Annotated in this window: 18 protein-coding genes; 10 read left to right on the top strand and 8 right to left on the bottom strand. The window is 66.3% G+C overall.

Features of this window, described 5'->3' with window-relative positions; all coding sequences use genetic code 11:
• Window positions 1–2 precede the first annotated feature (2 nt).
• Window positions 3–1232: a sulfotransferase gene (locus tag A5745_RS08125; protein WP_175879786.1), complete on the bottom strand. Its 1230-nt coding sequence runs from the start codon at window positions 1230–1232 to the stop codon at window positions 3–5.
• 43 nt (window positions 1233–1275) lie between these two features.
• Between A5745_RS08125 and A5745_RS08120 the strand changes: the two genes are divergently transcribed.
• On the top strand, window positions 1276–1851 hold the full coding sequence (locus A5745_RS08120) for a TetR/AcrR family transcriptional regulator (protein WP_076115687.1): 576 nt from the start codon (window positions 1276–1278) through the stop codon (window positions 1849–1851).
• Complete coding sequence (locus A5745_RS08115) at window positions 1848–2954, top strand: DUF1214 domain-containing protein (RefSeq protein ID WP_076115686.1); 1107 nt, start codon at window positions 1848–1850, stop codon at window positions 2952–2954. Before A5745_RS08120 ends, A5745_RS08115 begins: the two co-directional genes overlap by 4 nt.
• A 110-nt stretch (window positions 2955–3064) precedes the next feature.
• Here A5745_RS08115 and A5745_RS08110 read toward each other — a convergent pair whose 3' ends face one another.
• A complete protein-coding gene (locus A5745_RS08110; RefSeq protein ID WP_076115685.1) occupies window positions 3065–4165 on the bottom strand; it encodes an acyl-CoA desaturase in 1101 nt (366 codons plus the stop codon).
• A 95-nt stretch (window positions 4166–4260) separates the two neighbouring features.
• Window positions 4261–5376, bottom strand: coding sequence for a flavin reductase family protein (locus A5745_RS08105; protein ID WP_076061315.1), 1116 nt, complete (start codon window positions 5374–5376; stop codon window positions 4261–4263).
• A gap of 70 nt (window positions 5377–5446) precedes the next feature.
• On the opposite strand from A5745_RS08105, the gene A5745_RS08100 reads away from it, so the two are divergent.
• Window positions 5447–6121, top strand: coding sequence for a TetR family transcriptional regulator (locus tag A5745_RS08100; protein WP_076061317.1), 675 nt, complete (start codon window positions 5447–5449; stop codon window positions 6119–6121).
• Window positions 6122–6125: 4 nt separating this feature from the next.
• On the opposite strand, the gene A5745_RS08095 is transcribed toward A5745_RS08100, so the two are convergent.
• Complete coding sequence (locus A5745_RS08095; protein ID WP_076061319.1) at window positions 6126–6731, bottom strand: GNAT family N-acetyltransferase; 606 nt, start codon at window positions 6729–6731, stop codon at window positions 6126–6128.
• 51 nt (window positions 6732–6782) lie between these two features.
• Between A5745_RS08095 and A5745_RS08090 the strand changes: the two genes are divergently transcribed.
• Together A5745_RS08090 and A5745_RS08085 are read left to right on the top strand one after the other, a co-directional pair.
• Window positions 6783–7874: a F420-dependent hydroxymycolic acid dehydrogenase gene (locus A5745_RS08090; RefSeq protein WP_076115684.1), complete on the top strand. Its 1092-nt coding sequence runs from the start codon at window positions 6783–6785 to the stop codon at window positions 7872–7874.
• A gap of 93 nt (window positions 7875–7967) precedes the next feature.
• Complete coding sequence (locus A5745_RS08085; protein WP_076115715.1) at window positions 7968–9260, top strand: acyl-CoA dehydrogenase family protein; 1293 nt, start codon at window positions 7968–7970, stop codon at window positions 9258–9260.
• Window positions 9261–9348: 88 nt separating this feature from the next.
• On the opposite strand, the gene A5745_RS08080 is transcribed toward A5745_RS08085, so the two are convergent.
• Complete coding sequence (locus tag A5745_RS08080) at window positions 9349–9804, bottom strand: MaoC family dehydratase (RefSeq protein WP_076061323.1); 456 nt, start codon at window positions 9802–9804, stop codon at window positions 9349–9351.
• Between the two features lie 38 nt (window positions 9805–9842).
• On the opposite strand from A5745_RS08080, the gene A5745_RS08075 reads away from it, so the two are divergent.
• The 5 genes from A5745_RS08075 (at window position 9843) to ag85C (ending at window position 13700) form a co-directional block, all read left to right on the top strand.
• Window positions 9843–10340 (top strand): metallophosphoesterase, encoded by a 498-nt coding sequence (locus A5745_RS08075; RefSeq protein WP_076061325.1) that lies wholly within the window; start codon window positions 9843–9845, stop codon window positions 10338–10340.
• Window positions 10341–10397: 57 nt separating this feature from the next.
• Window positions 10398–10859 (top strand): MarR family winged helix-turn-helix transcriptional regulator, encoded by a 462-nt coding sequence (locus A5745_RS08070; RefSeq protein WP_076115683.1) that lies wholly within the window; start codon window positions 10398–10400, stop codon window positions 10857–10859.
• A complete protein-coding gene (locus tag A5745_RS08065) occupies window positions 10856–11671 on the top strand; it encodes an ATP-binding cassette domain-containing protein (protein WP_076061329.1) in 816 nt (271 codons plus the stop codon). The genes A5745_RS08070 and A5745_RS08065 overlap by 4 nt, the downstream gene beginning before the upstream one ends.
• Window positions 11661–12485, top strand: a complete 825-nt coding sequence (locus A5745_RS08060) for an ABC transporter permease (protein WP_076115682.1) — start codon at window positions 11661–11663, stop codon at window positions 12483–12485. Before A5745_RS08065 ends, A5745_RS08060 begins: the two co-directional genes overlap by 11 nt.
• Window positions 12486–12707: 222 nt before the next feature.
• Window positions 12708–13700 (top strand): diacylglycerol acyltransferase/mycolyltransferase Ag85C, encoded by a 993-nt coding sequence (gene ag85C, locus A5745_RS08055; RefSeq protein ID WP_076061333.1) that lies wholly within the window; start codon window positions 12708–12710, stop codon window positions 13698–13700.
• A 68-nt stretch (window positions 13701–13768) separates the two neighbouring features.
• Here the strand turns inward: ag85C and A5745_RS08050 are convergent, their stop codons facing one another.
• From A5745_RS08050 to treS, 3 genes are read right to left on the bottom strand one after another with little or no spacing between them, the layout of a single operon-like run.
• Window positions 13769–14461 (bottom strand): YoaK family protein, encoded by a 693-nt coding sequence (locus A5745_RS08050; RefSeq protein ID WP_076061335.1) that lies wholly within the window; start codon window positions 14459–14461, stop codon window positions 13769–13771.
• Window positions 14462–14499: 38 nt separating this feature from the next.
• The gene (locus A5745_RS08045) at window positions 14500–15858 is read right to left on the bottom strand and encodes a maltokinase (RefSeq protein ID WP_076061337.1); all 1359 of its coding nucleotides are present in this window, start codon (window positions 15856–15858) and stop codon (window positions 14500–14502) included.
• Window positions 15855–17627, bottom strand: a complete 1773-nt coding sequence (treS, locus tag A5745_RS08040) for a maltose alpha-D-glucosyltransferase (RefSeq protein WP_076061408.1) — start codon at window positions 17625–17627, stop codon at window positions 15855–15857. Before treS ends, A5745_RS08045 begins: the two co-directional genes overlap by 4 nt.
• Window positions 17628–17629: the final 2 nt, after the last annotated feature.

Raw genomic sequence — 17629 nt, 5'->3', positions numbered from 1 at the left:
CCCTATGCCAGAAAGCGCTCGACGTACGGTGCGAAGCGTGCCCGCAGACCGTCCTGGGTCAGCCCGAACATCTCGCACGACGTCTCGACGTTGCCCAGCCGGCCGCGCTGGTGGCCCGACAAGTAGCCCCCGATCGCCGCGCGCGCCTCTTCGGTGAACGGTTCACCGGCCAGCGCGTAGACGCGCTCCGCGACGCCGAGTTCGTCGGCCATGAAGTCGTCGAAACGGATGTCGATCGAGCGATCCGGACCGATGGTGTCGCGGTCGCGGATGAGCGCGCCGAGCATGTCCTCCAAACGGTCGATCCAGAAACTCGCGATCCGCTGCACCGGCACCGGGGAGCGGTGCATGCGCGCGGAGTAGGTGATCATCGCGATCATCGACAATGCGACCGGCACCGGGTCGCGATGGGTGAACACGACGATGCTGTCGGGGAAGACGCGGTTCAGCACCGGCACCTGCTCGAGATGCTGGGGCGACTTCAGCAACCACCGCCGGCCGCCGCGCAGGAACTGCATCGCCTTGAGTTGGCGCGCGAGGTACTCGTAGTGCGGCGTCTGGTCGTGGGCCTGGTAGTAGTCGCGCCAACGCGGCACGTCGCCGAGCGTCTCGAAGAGCATCGTCGAGAAGTCGTTGGCCAGGAGCTGGATCTCCTCGTGGACGTGGTCGGTGGTCATCTCGTGCATGAGCGCGAAATGCGGCATCACGGTGTTGAGCACGCTGATCGCGACGTCCATCCGCGCCCGCCGAGGATCCGGGTCCAGACCCGCCTCCTGCGGCAGCGGGAACGGTTCGACGCTTTCCCAATACGGCATCGTTCGGAAGGTCGGCGGCGCCGCCAGCAGATTGTGCAAGTGGGTCGTGCCGGTGCGTGGCAGACCGGCGATCACCACCGGCGCCCGCAGCTCGATGTCGTCGATCTCGGGATGCCGTCCCACGAGGTCGGTCAGCAGCAGCCGGTTCTTGAGCAATTGCAGGAGCTGCCCGTAGAAGTTGACGACCCCGGCGCCGTGCAGGCCGTCGATGTCCCGCAGCGCGCCGAGGTAGACGTCGAGCCGTTCTCGGTAGTCGTCTGGGCCGAAATCGTCCAGGCCGGTGTCGGAGCTGGCCTGCGCATGCAGCGCGTCGGCGTCCAGCGGGCAGTGCAGGGCCATCGCGGCCATCATGTCGAGGATCTGCTGCGCCTCGGTGCTGAACCGGGGCTGGGCCAGGTCATCGAGGCGGACGTGCATCGCGGCTTCGGTCACGGCGACTTATGTTACTCTGAGTTTCGTAATGACAGTAGACCTCGGTCGTCCCCGTGACCCACGTATCGACGGTGCGGTGCTGCGCGCAACGATTGAACTCCTCGCCGAGACCGGCTATCCCGGCCTGTTGGTGTCCGCGATCGCCGAGCGCGCCGGTACCAGCAAGCCCGCGATCTACCGGCGCTGGCCCAGCAAGGCGCATCTGGTGCATGAGGCGGTGTTCCCGATCGGGGCCGCCACCGAGATCCCGGATACCGGCTCGCTGCCCGAGGACCTGCGCGAAATGGTGCGCCGTTCGATGGCCGTCCTCACCACACCGGCCGCCCGGGCGGCCCTGCCGGGGCTGGTCGGCGAGATGGCAGCGGATCCGACCCTGCATTCGGCACTCTTGGAGCGGTTCGCCGGCATCATCGGCGGTGGTCTCGCGGAGCGGCTCGAGGCCGCCGCGGCCGCCGGCGAGGTCCGCTCCGACGTGACGGCGGCCGAACTGGCGGAGGCCATCGCCGGCATCACGCTACTGGGCTTGCTCACCCGCGGCGCCGAACTCGATGACGCCTGGGTCGAACGCACAACCACGTTGCTGCTGAAAGGAATCCGTGCATGACCGAACACGAGTCGACCCTCGCGTGGCGCGAGCTGGTGACGACCATCGGCGAGCTCGACCGCTCCTTCCTCGAGGGCGACCGTGCGGTCACCGACGACCGGCACGTCGCCGACGGCTACCGCATGCTCGCCACCACGTTGGGCGTGGCGTTCGACACGTACCTGTTCCCCGAGCCCGGTCGTCCGCAGTTCGTCGCTGTCAACACCCCGTTCCGCCGCGATCGTCGGTGGGGCGGCGACAACACCGACGCCTACTACTTCCTCTGCCCGGTCGATCCGAACCGGCGTTACCGCATCAGCGGCAACAAGGGTGACAGCGTGTACTTTTCGGTGACGGCGTACAACGAACCGTCGCCCGGGGCTTGGTCGGACCGGGTCGTGGCGATCGTCCGCGACACCGACCTCGACGTCGACGCGCAGGGCAACTTCAGCTTCGAATTCCCCGCGACACCGGACGCGGCCGTGCTGATGACCCGTGACTACCAAGCCGACCCGCTGACGGGGCGCCCGGTTGCCTGGCAGATCGAGGCTCTCGACGAGGCGGAGCCGATACGACACGGCGATGCCGAAACCGCCGCCCGGCTGCGGGCGACGGCGGCCTGGTTGCGCACGATGTTTGCCATCGTGCCGCTGGCCGTCGGCACACGGGTCGACGACGAGCATGGACTCGGGCACGAGACCGCGCACGCCGCAAACGAATTCGCCGATCCGTATCAGGTGCCCGACGCCAACTTCGGCTGGTCTGCGCGCGACGCCTGCTACTCCTACGGCAGCTTCGTGCTCGACGACGACGAAGCCCTGGTCATCACGCACCAACCTCCGTCGTGCAGGTTCTGGAACCTGGTGGTGTGGAATCAGTTCATGGCCACGGTCGGCGCGTCGGATGCCCGCTGCTCCATCAACGGCCACAGCGCCGCGCTCAACAGCGACGGTTCGGTGACCATCGTCTTGTCCCACAGGATCACGGCCCACCCGAATTCATTGACCGCGCTGGGCTATCCGCGTGGCAACCTCGCCTTCCGGTGGTTCCTCGCCGACGGTGTGCCGGCGAGGCCCGAAGTGAAACTGGTGAAGGCGTCGGACGCCCCCACCGCCGTCACCTGACCTGCCGAGCGCCGCCACCTAACCCGCCCGGCCGTCACCTAACCCGCCGAGCGTGAAACTGTGGCGAGATTTCTGCGAAAAAGCCTCCACCAGTTCACGTTCGGCGACGATCAAGCGGCCCCACGAACGACATCGACAGGGTCGCCGGCGGTGTCTCTCCGAGACCCCGGGATGCTCAGCTTGACGATCTTGCGGACGACGGTGCCGAACTGACGCAGCAGCGGGCCCTTGTTGTACGGGATGCCATAGCGTTCGCAGATCTCCTGCACTTCCGGCGCGATGTCGGCGTACCGGCGGGCGGGCATGTCCGGGAACAGGTGGTGCTCGATCTGGTGTGACAGGTTGCCGGACAGCAGGTGAAAGAGCTTGCCCCCGGTCAGGTTCGCCGAACCGAGCACCTGGCGGAAGTACCACTGGCCACGTGACTCGTCCTTCGTCTCTTCGATCGTGAATTCCTGTGTGCCGTCTGGGAAGTGGCCGCAGAAGATGATCATGTACGACCACACGTTGCGCATCAGGTTCGCCGTCAGATTGCCGGTGAAGACGAACGGGGCGAACGGCCCGGCCAGCAGCGGGAAGGCGACGTAGTCCTTGAGCGACTGCCGCTTCGTCTTTTTCCAGATGGCCCTTAACGTGTCGCGCTTGTCGCGCAGGCTGATCTCACCGGAGCGGATGCGCTCGGTTTCCAGCTCGTGCAGCGCGACGCCGTACTGAAACAGCACCATCAGCAGGAATGCGTAGACCGGGTTGCCCAGGAAGTACGGTTTCCACCGCTGGTCTTCGCTCATGCGCAGGATGCCGTAACCGATGTCGCGGTCCATCCCGACGATGTTGGTGTGGGTGTGGTGCATGTAGTTGTGCGAGTGCCGCCACTGGTCGGCCGGGCATGAGGTGTCCCACTCGAACGTGCGGCCGCAGATCGTCGGGTCACGCATCCAGTCGTACTGGCCGTGCATGATGTTGTGCCCGATCTCCATGTTGTCCAAAATTTTCGCGACGCCCAGCATCGCGGTACCCACCAGCCAGGCCGGCGGCAGAAACAACAGGGCGCGTCCACCGACCTCCAGCGCACGCTGGGCCTTGATGACGCGGCGGATGTAGTCGGCATCCTTCTCGCCGAGGTCTGCCATCACGCGTTCCTTGATGGCGTCGAGTTCGCGGCCGAAGGCGTCGGCCTGTTCTGTGGTCAGGGTGATCTTGTTGGGTGTCATGGGAACTCCTTCCGAGGTCCACCGCGACTGTGAATTTCGCGACGCGACACGCCGCGTGGCCGTCGCCAGATTCACACTCGCGCACATCTGTTGGCTTAGAGGGATAGGTCGACGTCGCCGACGGGGACGGACACGCAGATCTGGACGTCCTCGTCGGGGCAGGTCGAGACCGCGCCGGTGACCAGGTTGCGCACCGTGCCGGCCGTCTTGCGCCGGGTACAGGTGTGGCAGATTCCCATGCGGCAGCCGTTCTCGGGCGTCAGGCCCGCTGATTCGGCCTGTTCCAGCAGCGAGCGGCCGTCGTCGACGACATCAATGCCGCTGTCCGCGAACGTGACTCGGCCACCCGATGGGTTCGCCGACGGCTCGAAGGCCGGCGGCACGAAGCTTTCGGTGTACACGTTGTCGCAGTGCTCGCGGACCGCCTCGACCAATGCCGTTGGCCCGCAGACGAATACCGCATCCGGCGACGGCATCGCGGCGTCCAGGTGCTCGCGCCCGAACCGGCCGGTCAAATCGCCGTCGTCGGCCCGGGTGTAACCGTGCAGCACCCGCACGCCGGGCAGGCCGTTATGGGCGGCAAGTTCTTCGTGATAGCACGCCTCGGCGGCGCTGCGCGCGTAGTGGATAAACGCGATCTCGGCTCCGGGGGTGTGCGGATGACGCTCGGCGATCAGCGTCCGCAGCATTGCCATCACGGGCGTGATGCCGCTTCCGCCGGAAACGAACAGGATGCGCCGCGGTCGCTGCGCCGGCAACACGAAGTCCCCGCCGACGCCTGCCAGGCCGACCACCATGCCGCGACGGGCGCGCTCGTACAGGTAGGTCGAGACCAGCCCACCGTCGTGGTGACCGATCGTCAGCTCCAGATACGAGCTGCCTTCGGCGTTGGCAGGCGAGTAGCAGCGGGTGTGCCGGCGGCCGTCGATGTCGACGGTGACGTTGACGTACTGACCCGCCGTGACGGTATGGGCTGACGCGAAGGCCTCGTTCGGGGCGAGGGTGAGGGTGACGCTGCGCGGCGTGGTCCTGCGGACGTCGACGACTTTGGCGCGGCCGTCTCCCGACGTCCAGGTCGGCGCCACCAGCTCGGTGTAGCGGTCGACGCCGTGGGGACCCGTGAGCAGGTCGACCAGGTCGGAACCCAGGACTCGCTTCTGGAAAGCTTTGACAAAGCGCCGACCGGAGGTCTGAGCGGTTTGAGTGAACATATGTACACCGTGCGCCCGCCCGCCCCAGCTAGTCAAGGGTTTCTACCCGTATGTGGTAGGGTTCACAATAGTGAACAGTCGTACTCCTGGCTCACGGTCGCGTAAGTCCGGCCGCGAGAGCGCACGCGAAAGCCCCTCGCGCGGCGAGCGCAAGGAGGCCACCAGGCGTGCCATCATCGCCGCGGCCCTCAAGCTCCTGCAGGACCGCAGCTTTTCCAGCCTGAGCCTGCGTGAGGTGACTCGGGAGGTCGGGATCGTGCCCGCCGCGTTCTATCGCCATTTCGAGTCGATGGAGGCGCTCGGGCTGGTGTTGATCGACGAGTCGTTTCGCACCCTGCGGGACACGCTGCGCGGGGCGCGGGCGGGCAAGCTCGACCCCACCCGCGTGATCGAGTCGTCGGTCGAGATCGTCGTCGCCAGCATCACCGAACGCCGCGAGCACTGGCGGTTCATCTATCGGGAGCGCTCGGGCGGAGTCACCGTGCTGCGCTACGCGATCCGCACCGAGTTGCGCCTGATCACCTCGGAGCTGGCCACCGACCTGGCGCGATTTCCCGGCCTGCACGAGTGGAGCACCGAGGATCTCAACGTGCTTGCGACGCTGTTCGTCAACGCGATGATCGTCATCGCCGAGGCCATCGAGGACGCCCAGAGCAGCGAGGCGCTGGAAGACGTGCGCCGGCTTGCGGTCAAACAACTGCGGTTGATCACCATCGGCATCGCCGGCTGGCGAAGCAGTCCGTGAACCGCTACCGCGGCGCCCGCCACATCGCCCACATCGTCGGGCCGCCGTCGGGAAGCACGATCTCACGGGTCACCGTGAAGCCGAAACGTTCGTAATACGGCACGTTTTCGCGTTTCGTCGACTCGAGATAAGCCGGTGCGTGTTCGGCGTCAACGCGGTCCAGGCGGGACCGCATCAGGACCTGACCGAAGCCCTGGCCGCGTACCGACGGATCGCTACCGATCACGGCCAGATACCAGTGCGGCTCTTCGGGGTGGACGCGTTTCATCAGTTCCTGCACCGCGCGCCCGCGCATCGACCGAAGACCGAACACGCGGATGAACGTCGGTTTCATCGCCCACTGCCCCCACCGCGTTTCCTGCCAGTGATTCGGCGGATCCCACAGCGCCGCCGCGCCCACGCCCGGCCCGTCGCAGGCCACCTCCACGCCGCCGAGGGCCAGATGGTGGTGCCGGGTCATCGCCGTGAACATGCGACGCAGTTGCGCGATCCGGGCCTTCTCGTCGGGGAGGAGCCAGATCATCACCGGATCGTCGTAGAACGCGCGGGCTAACGTGCGCGCCAGCGCGCCGAGATCGTCTTTACGCGCCGGGCGCGCCCGTGGACTCACACAAGTCAGGCTAGCGAGTGTCGCCGGCGGCGCGACGGGTATTCCGGCCCGATGACTGGGATCTCACGGCGGACGTTCGGCCGGATGGCCGCGGGTGCGGGCATGCTCGGATTGTCGGGCGCTTGCGGCAAACGCGGGGCGGACCGCTCCGGGCCCACCGCGCCGGTGCCGGCGGGCAAGGGCGTGGGATTCGTGCTCTCGCACGAGCAATTCCGCACCGATCGGCTGGTGGCACAAGCCCGAGCGGCCGAAGACGCGGGTTTCCGATACGTATGGGCCAGCGACCACATCCAGCCCTGGCAGGACAACGAGGGCCATTCGATGTTCCCGTGGCTGACGCTGGCGTTGGTCGGTGCCAACACCAGCCGCGTTTCCTTCGGCACCGGCGTGACCTGCCCCACCTACCGCTATCACCCGGCGACGGTGGCGCAGGCGTTCGCCTCGCTGGCGATCCTCAACCCGGGACGGGTGTTCTTGGGCGTGGGCACCGGCGAACGGCTCAACGAGCAGGCCACCACCAACGTGTTCGGCAAATACGCCGAGCGCCACGACCGGTTGGTCGAGGCCATCGGATTGATCCGCCAGCTGTGGAGCGGCTCACGAATTTCGTTCGCCGGCCGCTATTTTCAGACGAACTCGTTGAAGCTCTACGACCTTCCCGAAACGCCGCCACCGATTTTCGTGGCGGCCGGCGGGCCCAAAAGCGCGACGCTGGCCGGCCAGTACGGCGACGGATGGATCACGCAGGCCCACGACGTGACCAACCCGAAGCTTGTCGCCGCGTTCGCGGCCGGCGCGAAAGCCGCGGGCCGCGATCCCGCCGGCCTGGGTAAGCGCGCCGAAATGTTCGCCGTTGTCGGCGACAGCACGGCCGCCGCGCGCGCCGCCGCCCTGTGGCGGTTCACCGCCGGGGCCGTCGACCAGCCCAATCCCGTCGAGATCCAGCGCGCCGCCGAATCGAACCCGATCGACAAGGTGCTCGCCAACTGGACGGTCGGCACCGACCCCGACACACATATCAAGGCGGTGCAAGCGGTGCTCGACGCCGGTGCCGTCCCGTTTCTGCACTTCCCGCAGGACGACCCCGTCGGCGCGATCGAGTTCTATGGCACCAACGTGTTACCCAAGCTGCACTGGTGGTGAGCGGCGCCGGGTCGAGGTAGCTGCGCGGGCGCATCTACGATGGCTTGATCGACGAGGCCGGCGCGGAGCTGCGCTGGAGAACGGTTGGCCACGGTGTGGGACTTCGAAACAGACCCCGAATACCAGGCGAAGCTGGACTGGGTCGAGAAATTCATGGTCGACGAGCTGGAACCGCTCGATCTCGTCGCCCTTGATCCTTACGACAAACAGAACGCCGAAATGATGGCCATCCTGCGGCCGTTACAGCAGCAGGTGAAGGAGCAAGGCCTGTGGGCCGCGCATCTGGGACCCGAGCTCGGCGGTCAGGGCTTCGGCCAGGTCAAGCTGGCCCTGCTCAACGAAATCCTCGGGCGCTCCCGTTGGGCACCTTCAGTGTTCGGCTGCCAGGCACCCGACTCGGGCAACGCCGAGATCCTCGCGCTGTTCGGCACCGACGAGCAGAAGGCGCGCTATTTGCAGCCACTGCTCGATGGCGAGATCTCCTCCTGCTACTCGATGACCGAGCCGCAGGGCGGCTCCGATCCCGGGATGTTCGTGACGAGCGCAACCCGCGACGGTGACGACTGGGTGATCAACGGCGAGAAGTGGTTCTCCTCCAACGCCAAGCATGCGTCGTTCTTCATCGTCATGGCCGTCACCAAACCCGACGCCCGCACCTACGACAAGATGTCGCTGTTCATCGTTCCGGGCGAGACGCCGGGCATCGAGATCATCCGCAACGTCGGGGTGGGAGGCGAGTCGAAGCACGGTTCGCATGGCTACGTCCGTTACAACGACGTCCGGGTACCGGCCGATCATGTGCTGGGTGGCGAGGGCTCGGCCTTCATGATCGCGCAGACCCGCCTCGGCGGCGGCCGCATCCACCACGCGATGCGTACAATCGCCTTGGCACGCAAGGCTTTTGACATGATGTGCGAGCGCGCGGTGTCGCGCAAGACCAGGAATGGCCATCTGTCCGACTTCCAGATGACGCAGGAGAAGATCGCCGACAGCTGGATTCAGATCGAGCAGTTCCGGCTGCTGGTGCTGCGCACCGCGTGGTTGATCGACAAGCATCACGACTACCAGAAGGTGCGCCGCGACATCGCCGCGGTGAAGGTCGCCATGCCCCAGGTGCTCCACGATGTCGCGCAGCGCGCGTTGCACCTGCACGGCGCGCTCGGCGTCTCCGACGAGATGCCGTTCATCAAGATGCTGGTGGCCGCCGAGTCCCTGGGCATCGCCGACGGTGCCACCGAATTGCACAAGATGACGGTAGCCCGCCGCACGCTGCGCGAATATCAGCCCGTGACAACGCTTTTCCCGTCGCAGCACATCCCCACCCGGCGCGCGGAGGCCCAGGCCCGGCTGGCCGAGCGCCTGGAACACTCGATCGCGGAGTTCTGACGGCGCGGCGCGGCGAGATTGCCGTGAGGGTCGTGATTCGGGCGCCGACCACAGCCATGGCGGCAATCTCGGCGACGGCGCAGCTGCGTCAGGAGATGTAGCGGACGATACTTTCGGCCACGCACGCCGGCTTGGGCGATCCATCGATCTCGACGGTGGTCGACACGATCGCCTGCACAGCACCGTTGCCGAGGTCGTCGACGCTGACCAACGAGCTCTGCGCCCGCACTCGAGAGCCGACCGGTACCGGCGCGGGGAAGCGAACCTTGTTGAGGCCGTAGTTGATCGCGAGCTTGATGCCCTTGACCGTGTACATCTGGTGCTGCAGGCGCGGCAACAGCGACAAGGTCATGAAACCGTGGGCGATGGTGCCGCCGAACGGGCCGGCGGCCGCTTTCTCCGGGTCGACGTGGATCCATTGGTGATCGCCGGTCGCGTCGGCGAACAGATTGACGTCTTTCTGGGTGATGGTCACCCAGTCGCTCTGCCCGATCGTTTCGCCCGCCGCGGCGGCGAGGTCGGCGACTGACTCGAAGGTGCGCATTCGGTGTTCTCCTCTGCTCGCGGGTAAGCATAGAACTCGTGAGGCTCCTACTGATCGCCGATACCCATGTCCCGCGACGGGCTCGCGACCTGCCCGCGCGGGTGTGGGATGAGGTCGCCGACTCGGATGTGGTCGTGCACGCCGGCGACTGGGTGGTGCCCGAGCTGCTCGACGAGCTGGAAGCCAGGGCCGCCCGGCTGGTGGCATGTTGGGGCAACAACGACGGGCCCGCGTTGCGCGCGCGGTTGCCCGAACGGGCCGACGCGATGCTGGAGGGCTTGCACCTCACGGTGGTTCATGAGGCGGGCGCCGCGGCGGGACGGGAGGCGCGCATGTCGCGGCTCTATCCCGACAGCGATGTGCTGGTGTTCGGGCACAGTCACATCCCGTGGGATTCGACGACACACACGGGGTTGCGGCTGCTCAATCCCGGTTCCCCCACCGATCGGCGACGGCAACCGTTCTGCACTTACATGACCGCGAGCCTCGAGAATGGCGTGCTCACCGGCGTCGATCTCCATCGCCTCGAAAAGTAGCGGACGTCTAACTCCCGCACAGCTCGCACACATATTTAGCTCGGAAACAGAGCTATTATGGACGATATGCAGACGCGCACCGACTTGGTCACCGAGGTGTTCGGCGTGGTCGGACGACTCCGCCGGCAGCTCCGCCGATCGGCCGGTCGCGGCCTGGATTCCGGGCGGCTCACCGAGTCGCAGTCCGAGCTGTTGTGGCTCGTCGGGCGGCGACCGGGGATCTCGGTGCGCCGCGCCGCCGCGGAGCTAGGGCTGGTACCCAACACCGCCTCAACCCTGGTCTCCAAGCTGGTGGCGAACGGGTGGCTGATCCGGACGGTGGACGAGACCGACCGGCGCGCCTGCCAGCTACGGCTCGCCGGGCCCACCCAGCAGGTCGTCGACGCATCACGCGCCGCGCGGCGAGCGCTGATGGCCGAGGTGCTCGGCGAGCTGGACGACGACCAAATCGAATCCCTGACAAAGGGATTGGAGGTACTGGACACGATGACCCGACGATTGCGGGAGCGAAGCTCATGAGCCTGCCGATGGCTATCGACTGCCGGCACCTGACCTACCGCTATGGCCAGTTCACCGCGGTCGACGACCTGACATTGCAAGTGCGCCCCGGCGAGACGATGGGCCTGCTGGGGCCCAACGGCGCGGGAAAGACCACCCTGGTGCGAATGTTCACCACGCTGACCCCCATCCAGCAGGGTGAATTACGCGTCTTCGGACTGGACTCCCGCCGCCAGACCACCGATATCCGAAGCAATATCGGCTATGTGCCACAACAACTTTCGATCGAGCCGGCCTTGACGGGTCGCCAGAACGTGGAGTGGTTCGCCCGGTTGTACGGCGTTTCCCGCGCCGATCGCGCCGAGCGCGTCGAGCAGGCACTGGCCGCCATGGAGTTGCTCGACGTGGCCGACCGGCTAGCGGGGACCTACTCCGGCGGCATGGTGCGCCGGCTGGAAGTGGCCCAGGCGCTGGTGAACCGCCCGTCGCTGCTGGTGCTCGATGAGCCGACGGTCGGGCTGGACCCCATCGCCCGTGACGGCGTGTGGACGCAAGTGCAGAACATGCAGGCGCGGTTCGGCATGACCGTATTGCTCACCACCCATTACATGGAAGAGGCCGACGCGTTGTGCGATCGCGTCGCGCTGATGCATCGCGGCGTGTTGCGCGCGGTGGGTACGCCCGCCGACTTGAAGGCCCAGGTGTCCAAGGTGTCGCCCGGTGCGACGCTCGAGGATGTGTTCCGGCACTACGCCGCCTCTGATCTCACGCAGGCGCCGTCCGATTTCCGCGAAATCCGGTCCAGCAGAAGGGTTGCCAGCCGTGCCAGTTGACCATGCCTACACGGCCCCGGCGGTCGTAATTCGCGCGCCGCGCGGATGGCATCGAGTCCGCGCGACAGCGGGCCGCATCGGGGCATTCGCCATCGTGGAAATGCAGAAGCTGCAGCACGACCGGACGGAACTTCTCACCCGCATGATCCAACCGGCGCTGTGGCTGCTGATCTTCGGTACCACGTTCAGCAAGTTGCACGTCATCAACACCGGGTCGGTGTCCTATCTGGCCTTCCTGGCGCCCGGCATCATCGCTCAGTCGGCGCTGTTCATCTCGATCTTCTATGGCATCCAGATCATCTGGGACCGCGACGCCGGCGTGCTCGCCAAACTCATGGTGACACCGTCGCCCGCGTCGGCGCTCATCACCGGAAAGGCTTTCGCGGCCGGGGTGCGATCGGTCGCACAGGTTGTCGGCGTACTTGCGCTGGCGTATGTGATGGGTATCGGGCTGACCATGAATCCGCTGCGGGTGCTGGCGGCGATGGCGACCGTCATGCTTGGTGCCGCGTTCTTCGCCTGCCTGTCGATGACGCTGGCCGGGCTGGTTCGCAGTCGCGATCGGCTGATGGGCATCGGGCAGGCCATCACGATGCCGCTGTTCTTCGCCTCCAATGCGTTGTACCCGGTCGACGTGATGCCCGGGTGGTTGCGCGCGCTGAGCGTGGTCAACCCGTTGAGCTACGAGGTCGACGCCCTGCGGGCCTTTTTGATCGGCACACCACTGCACCCGTTGGACATCGTCGTGTTGGCGGTGGCTGCGGTCATCGGAATTGCGACGGCCTCGACACTGTCGCGGCGCCTCGTCGCCTAGCGAAATGCGATAGCGCAGTTGCCATCTCATGTGAAGGCGGCGGGGCGCTTCCGATAGCCAATTGTGATCGGACCGTGACGATTTCGGGCCGACGCCCAATCGTTGCCTAACCGCGACTTCAAACTCCGGCCGTGACAGCCGATTTGCGCGCTGTCCCTGTGTTTCACTCCCCGAGAACGGATTCGACCGCTGCTCGCGGCAGATGAAGGATGGGTAGGAGCTATGAAGTTCGTTGAGAAGTTGCGTGGCGCAGCGGCAACCATGCCGCGCCGGATGGCTGTTGCGGCCATCGGGGCCGCCCTGTTGAGCGGTCTGGTCGGTGCCGTCGGCGGCTCGGCGATCGCGGGGGCATTCTCCAAGCCGGGTCTTCCAGTGGAATATCTGCAGGTGCCGTCGCCGTCGATGGGCCGCAACATCAAGGTTCAGTTCCAGGGCGGCGGGCCGCACGCGGTCTACCTGCTCGACGGGCTGCGGGCCCAGGACGACTACAACGGCTGGGACATCAACACGCCGGCCTTCGAGGAGTTCTACCAGTCCGGACTGTCGGTGATCATGCCCGTCGGTGGCCAGTCGAGCTTCTACAGCAACTGGTACCAGCCGTCGCAGGGCAACGGTCAGAACTACACCTACAAGTGGGAGACGTTCCTGACCCAGGAGATGCCCACCTGGCTGCAGGCGAACAAGCAGGTTTCGCCGTTCGGCAACGCGGTGGTGGGTCTGTCGATGTCGGGCGGCTCTTCGCTGATCCTGGCCGCGTACTACCCGCAGCAGTTCCCGTACGCCGCGTCGCTGTCGGGCTTCGTCAACCCGTCCGAGGGCTGGTGGCCGACGCTGATCGGGTTGGCGATGACCGACTCGGGCGGTTACAACGCCAACAGCATGTGGGGTCCGTCCTCCGACCCGGCGTGGAAGCGCAACGACCCGATGGTCCAGATTCCGCGGCTGGTCGCCAACAACACCCGGATCTGGATGTACTGCGGCAACGGCACACCCAGCGACCTCGGCGGCGACAACATGCCGGCGAAGTTCCTGGAAGGCCTGACACTGCGCACCAACGAAACCTTCCAGAACAACTACGTGGCCGCGGGTGGACGCAACGGCGTGTTCAACTTCCCGGCCAACGGGACGCACTCGTGGCCCTACTGGAACGCCCAGTTGGTTGCGATGAAGCCCGACATCATTCAGGTGCTCAACAGCGGCAACAACTCCGCCTAAGAGCCGCCTGACCCCCCCTAGTCAGCATCGGCAGCAGCGCCCCGGTCAGCGCTGCTGCCGATGCTTTTTCACTGCCCCGACTCGTCCAGCAGAGCCCGGCGATCCTGGTGGAAGTAGGTGTATCCGGTGGTCAACGCGCACACGACCGAGGCGACCACCAGCATCAAGGTGCCGTTGACGATCAGGCTGATAGCACCGCCCACGGTCGCGCCGGCGACGAAGCTGGCGAACAGCAGGAAGTAGCCGAGCCAGTCCGATGCGCTTCCGCCGGCGATGTGGCGTTCGATGCCCTGGCCCATCTTGACCAGCGTGCCGGTCACATAACTCAGGGGAACCGACACCTCGCCATCCTTGACGAACGACGTGTTCAAAGCCCCAATGCCGAAGACCACCAGCATGATTGGCGCGAAATCGAGAGGATTGTCTTTCCACCCCTCATTGATGACGTCGACCACCGTGGCGGCCACCAGACTGCAGGTCGTCAGCACGGTCGGGCCGTGCGGATGCGCCACCCAGAAATGCCGCCTGCACACCGACGCGACCACCACGCCCGCCACGAAGCACAGCATCAGCACCGCGGCGGTGATCGACAAGACCACGTCGTGGCGGAAGTACCCCAGCACGGCGCGTTGGGCGTTCCCAGTCATGAACGTCACGAAATAGCCGGCGGAATGGGTAAAGGCCGTCGCCCCCAGCACGCCGGCCAGCCCGGCCAGCACCCACGACAACCGCGCCTCACTATCGAAAATCTCACTCGCCACACCGACATGCTTGCAGACCGCGGGCGGCGGGGCGGACGCTACGCAGCCGTGAGCCGCGCGATGGACCGCAGCGGGATCGGCAGCCAGCCGGGTCGATGCCGCGCCTCATAGCCGGCCTCGTAGACCGCCTTGTCGAGTTCGTAGGCGGCCAGCAGCAAGGCCGAATCCCGCGGGTCGATGCCCGACGCGGCGGCGTAGCCGTCGCAGAACGCGGTGCGGTTGCGCTCGACCCATTCGCGGGCTCGGGCGGCCAGTTGCTTGTCCGTGTTTTTAGGGCCCTGGTCCACGAGCGGGCCGTAGGCCGCGTACTCGAACGAGCGCAAGACCCCGGCGACGTCGCGCAGTGGGGAATCGGGTGCCCGCCGCTCGTCCAGCGGCTGACCGGGCTCACCCTCGAAGTCGATCAGCAGCCAGCTCTCCGGGGTACGCAGCACCTGTCCCAGATGCAGGTCGCCGTGTATCCGCTGCACGGTGATCGCCTCGTCGGCGAGCTTGCCGAATCGCTCTTCGATCGTCGGGGCGTACTCCCGCAGTTCCGGGACGAGCGCCACAGTCGACGACAGCCGCGCCAAGACGTTGTCCAGCGGGAAATTCACCTGCGCCGTCCCAAGACACTCCGCCAGGGTGGCGTGCACGGACGCGACGGCTTCGCCGAGCCGGTTGGACTCGCCGGCGAAATCGCCGCCGACTTCATAGGCATACAGATCGGCCTCCGCGAACAGGTCGCGCACGCTGGCGGTGGCCATCGCCCACCCCTCGGCCGCATTGGACGCGAACTCGGTGACCATGCCCAGTGGGCACGTCTGGTCACCGAACACATCCGGCGCGTCGATCTCGTAGGTGCCCAGCAGCCGAGCCACGTGCGGGTTGCCGGCCCGGCCCAGTACCCGGTTCAGTTCGATGTCGGGGTTGATGCCGCCGCTGACCCGACGGAAAACCTTGAAGATCGCGTCCCGGTCGAAGATCACGCTGGTGTTGCTCTGCTCGGCATCCGAGACGTGGGGCATCGCCTGCAGCGGGAGTTCGACGTCGGGTTCCTTGACGAACCTGAGCTCGGCGCCCGACGAGGCGCGCGCGGCCGACGAGTCGACCAGCGACAGCAGAAATTGCGGCGCGTCGGCGTCGTAGAGGGCGTCGATTCCGGTGCGGTCGTCGGCGGCGCCGATCGTGGCGACCGTGCTGTATTCGGACAGCGGCGCAAAGTCCCACCCCACGATCACCTGGTAACGCTCCGAGGAACCGTCGGCGTAGCGGGCGTCGACCAGCACCAGATCGAGGTCCTCCCGCAGCGGGACAACCAACCCGGCCTCGGCGGAGACCAGCTCCCGGTTGCGGCCGGCGTACCAACGCTGCTGTGGCAGCCACTCAGACCAAGGCAGCTTGGCTGGCAGACTCATGCGTTCTCCTCGGAAGGGGACAGCTGGAACCAGTAGAAACCGTGTCCCGGCAGTGTGAGCAGATAGGGCAAGTGGCCGATGCGCGGGAACTCCACCTGCCCGGTGAGTTCGATGGGCGTGTGGCCGCTCCAGTGCTGCAGGCTCAGCTCGATGGGCTGCGGAAATCGCGACAGGTTGTTGACGCACAGCACGGTGTCGCCGTCGTCTCCCGCTTGGCGCACGAACGCCAGGACCGACGGGTTCGACCCGCCCAGTTCCTCGAATGTGCCGATCGCGAAGGCGGCGTGGCGGCGGCGGACGGCCAGCATCGTGCGGGTGAAGTTGAGCAGCGAGGTCGACGTGTCGCGTTGGGCCTCCACGTTGACGGCCTGATAGCCATAGACCGAGTCCTGGCTCGGCGGCAGGTAGAGCCGACCGGGGTTGGCGGTGGAGAAGCCCGCGTTGCGGTCCGGTGTCCACTGCATCGGGGTGCGCACCCCGTCGCGATCCCCCAGCCAGATCACGTCGCCCATGCCGATCTCGTCGCCGTAGTAGAGGACGGGCGAGCCGGGTAGCGAGAGCAGCAACGCGGTGAACAGCTCGATCTGGTTGCGGTCGTTGTCCAGCAGGGGCGCGAGCCGGCGACGAATTCCGACGTTCGCCTTCATCCGCGGATCCTTGGCGTACTCGGAGTACATGTAGTCGCGTTCTTCGTCGGTCACCATTTCGAGCGTCAGCTCGTCGTGGTTGCGCAAGAAAATCCCCCACTGGGCCAGGTCCGGGATCTCGGGCGTCTGCGCCAGGATCTCCGAGATCGGAAAACGGGATTCGCGGCGGACGGCCATGAAGATGCGCGGCATCAGCGGGAAGTGAAATGCCATGTGGCATTCGTCGCCGCCGGTGCTGGGGTCGCCGAAATACTCCACGACATCGGCCGGCCACTGGTTGGCCTCGGCCAGCAGCACCCGGCCGGGAAACTCGTCGTCGACGACCTTGCGGACGCGCTTGAGGAACGCGTGCGTCTCGGGCAGGTTCTCGCAATTGGTGCCCTCGCGCTCGAACAGATAGGGCACAGCGTCCAGCCGAAACCCGTCGATACCGAGGTCGAGCCAGAAGCGGATGACGTCGATCATCGCTTCCTGCACGGCGGGGTTGTCGTAGTTGAGGTCTGGCTGGTGGGAGAAGAACCGGTGCCAGTAGAACTGGCGGCGGACCGGGTCGAACGTCCAGTTCGACTCTTCGGTGTCGACGAAGATGATCCGGGCGTCCGTGTACTTCTCGCTGGTGTCGCTCCAGACGTAGTAGTCGCCGTACGGCCCGTCGGGATCGCGGCGCGACTCCTGAAACCACGGGTGCGACTCCGAGGTGTGGTTCATCACCAGGTCGGTGATGACGCGGATGCCGCGTTGGTGGGCGGCGTCGAGCAGCGCGACGAAATCGTCGACGGTGCCGAACTCGGGTAGCACCTTGTAGAAGTCGCGGATGTCATAGCCGCCGTCGCGCAGTGGCGAGTCGTAGAACGGCGGCAGCCAGATGCAGTCGATGCCGAGCCATTGCAGATAGTCCAGGCGGTCGATCAGCCCACGAAGATCGCCGCAGCCGTCGGCGCTGGCGTCGAAGAACGCCCGGACCAACACCTCGTAGAACACCGCATGTTTGAACCAGGTCGGATCGGCGGGCAGTACGGCGGCGTCGCCGAAATCGTCGGCGCTCGGGTGCTCGACGACGCCCCCTTCCACGTGACTGCCCCCGGCGGGATGGTGTTCGACAGCGTCTCTTGCGTCGTTCATCA

The organism is Mycobacterium sp. IS-2888, assembly GCF_001954215.1.
Lineage (GTDB): Bacteria > Actinomycetota > Actinomycetes > Mycobacteriales > Mycobacteriaceae > Mycobacterium.
This window is presented reverse-complemented; position numbering and strand designations above follow the sequence as displayed.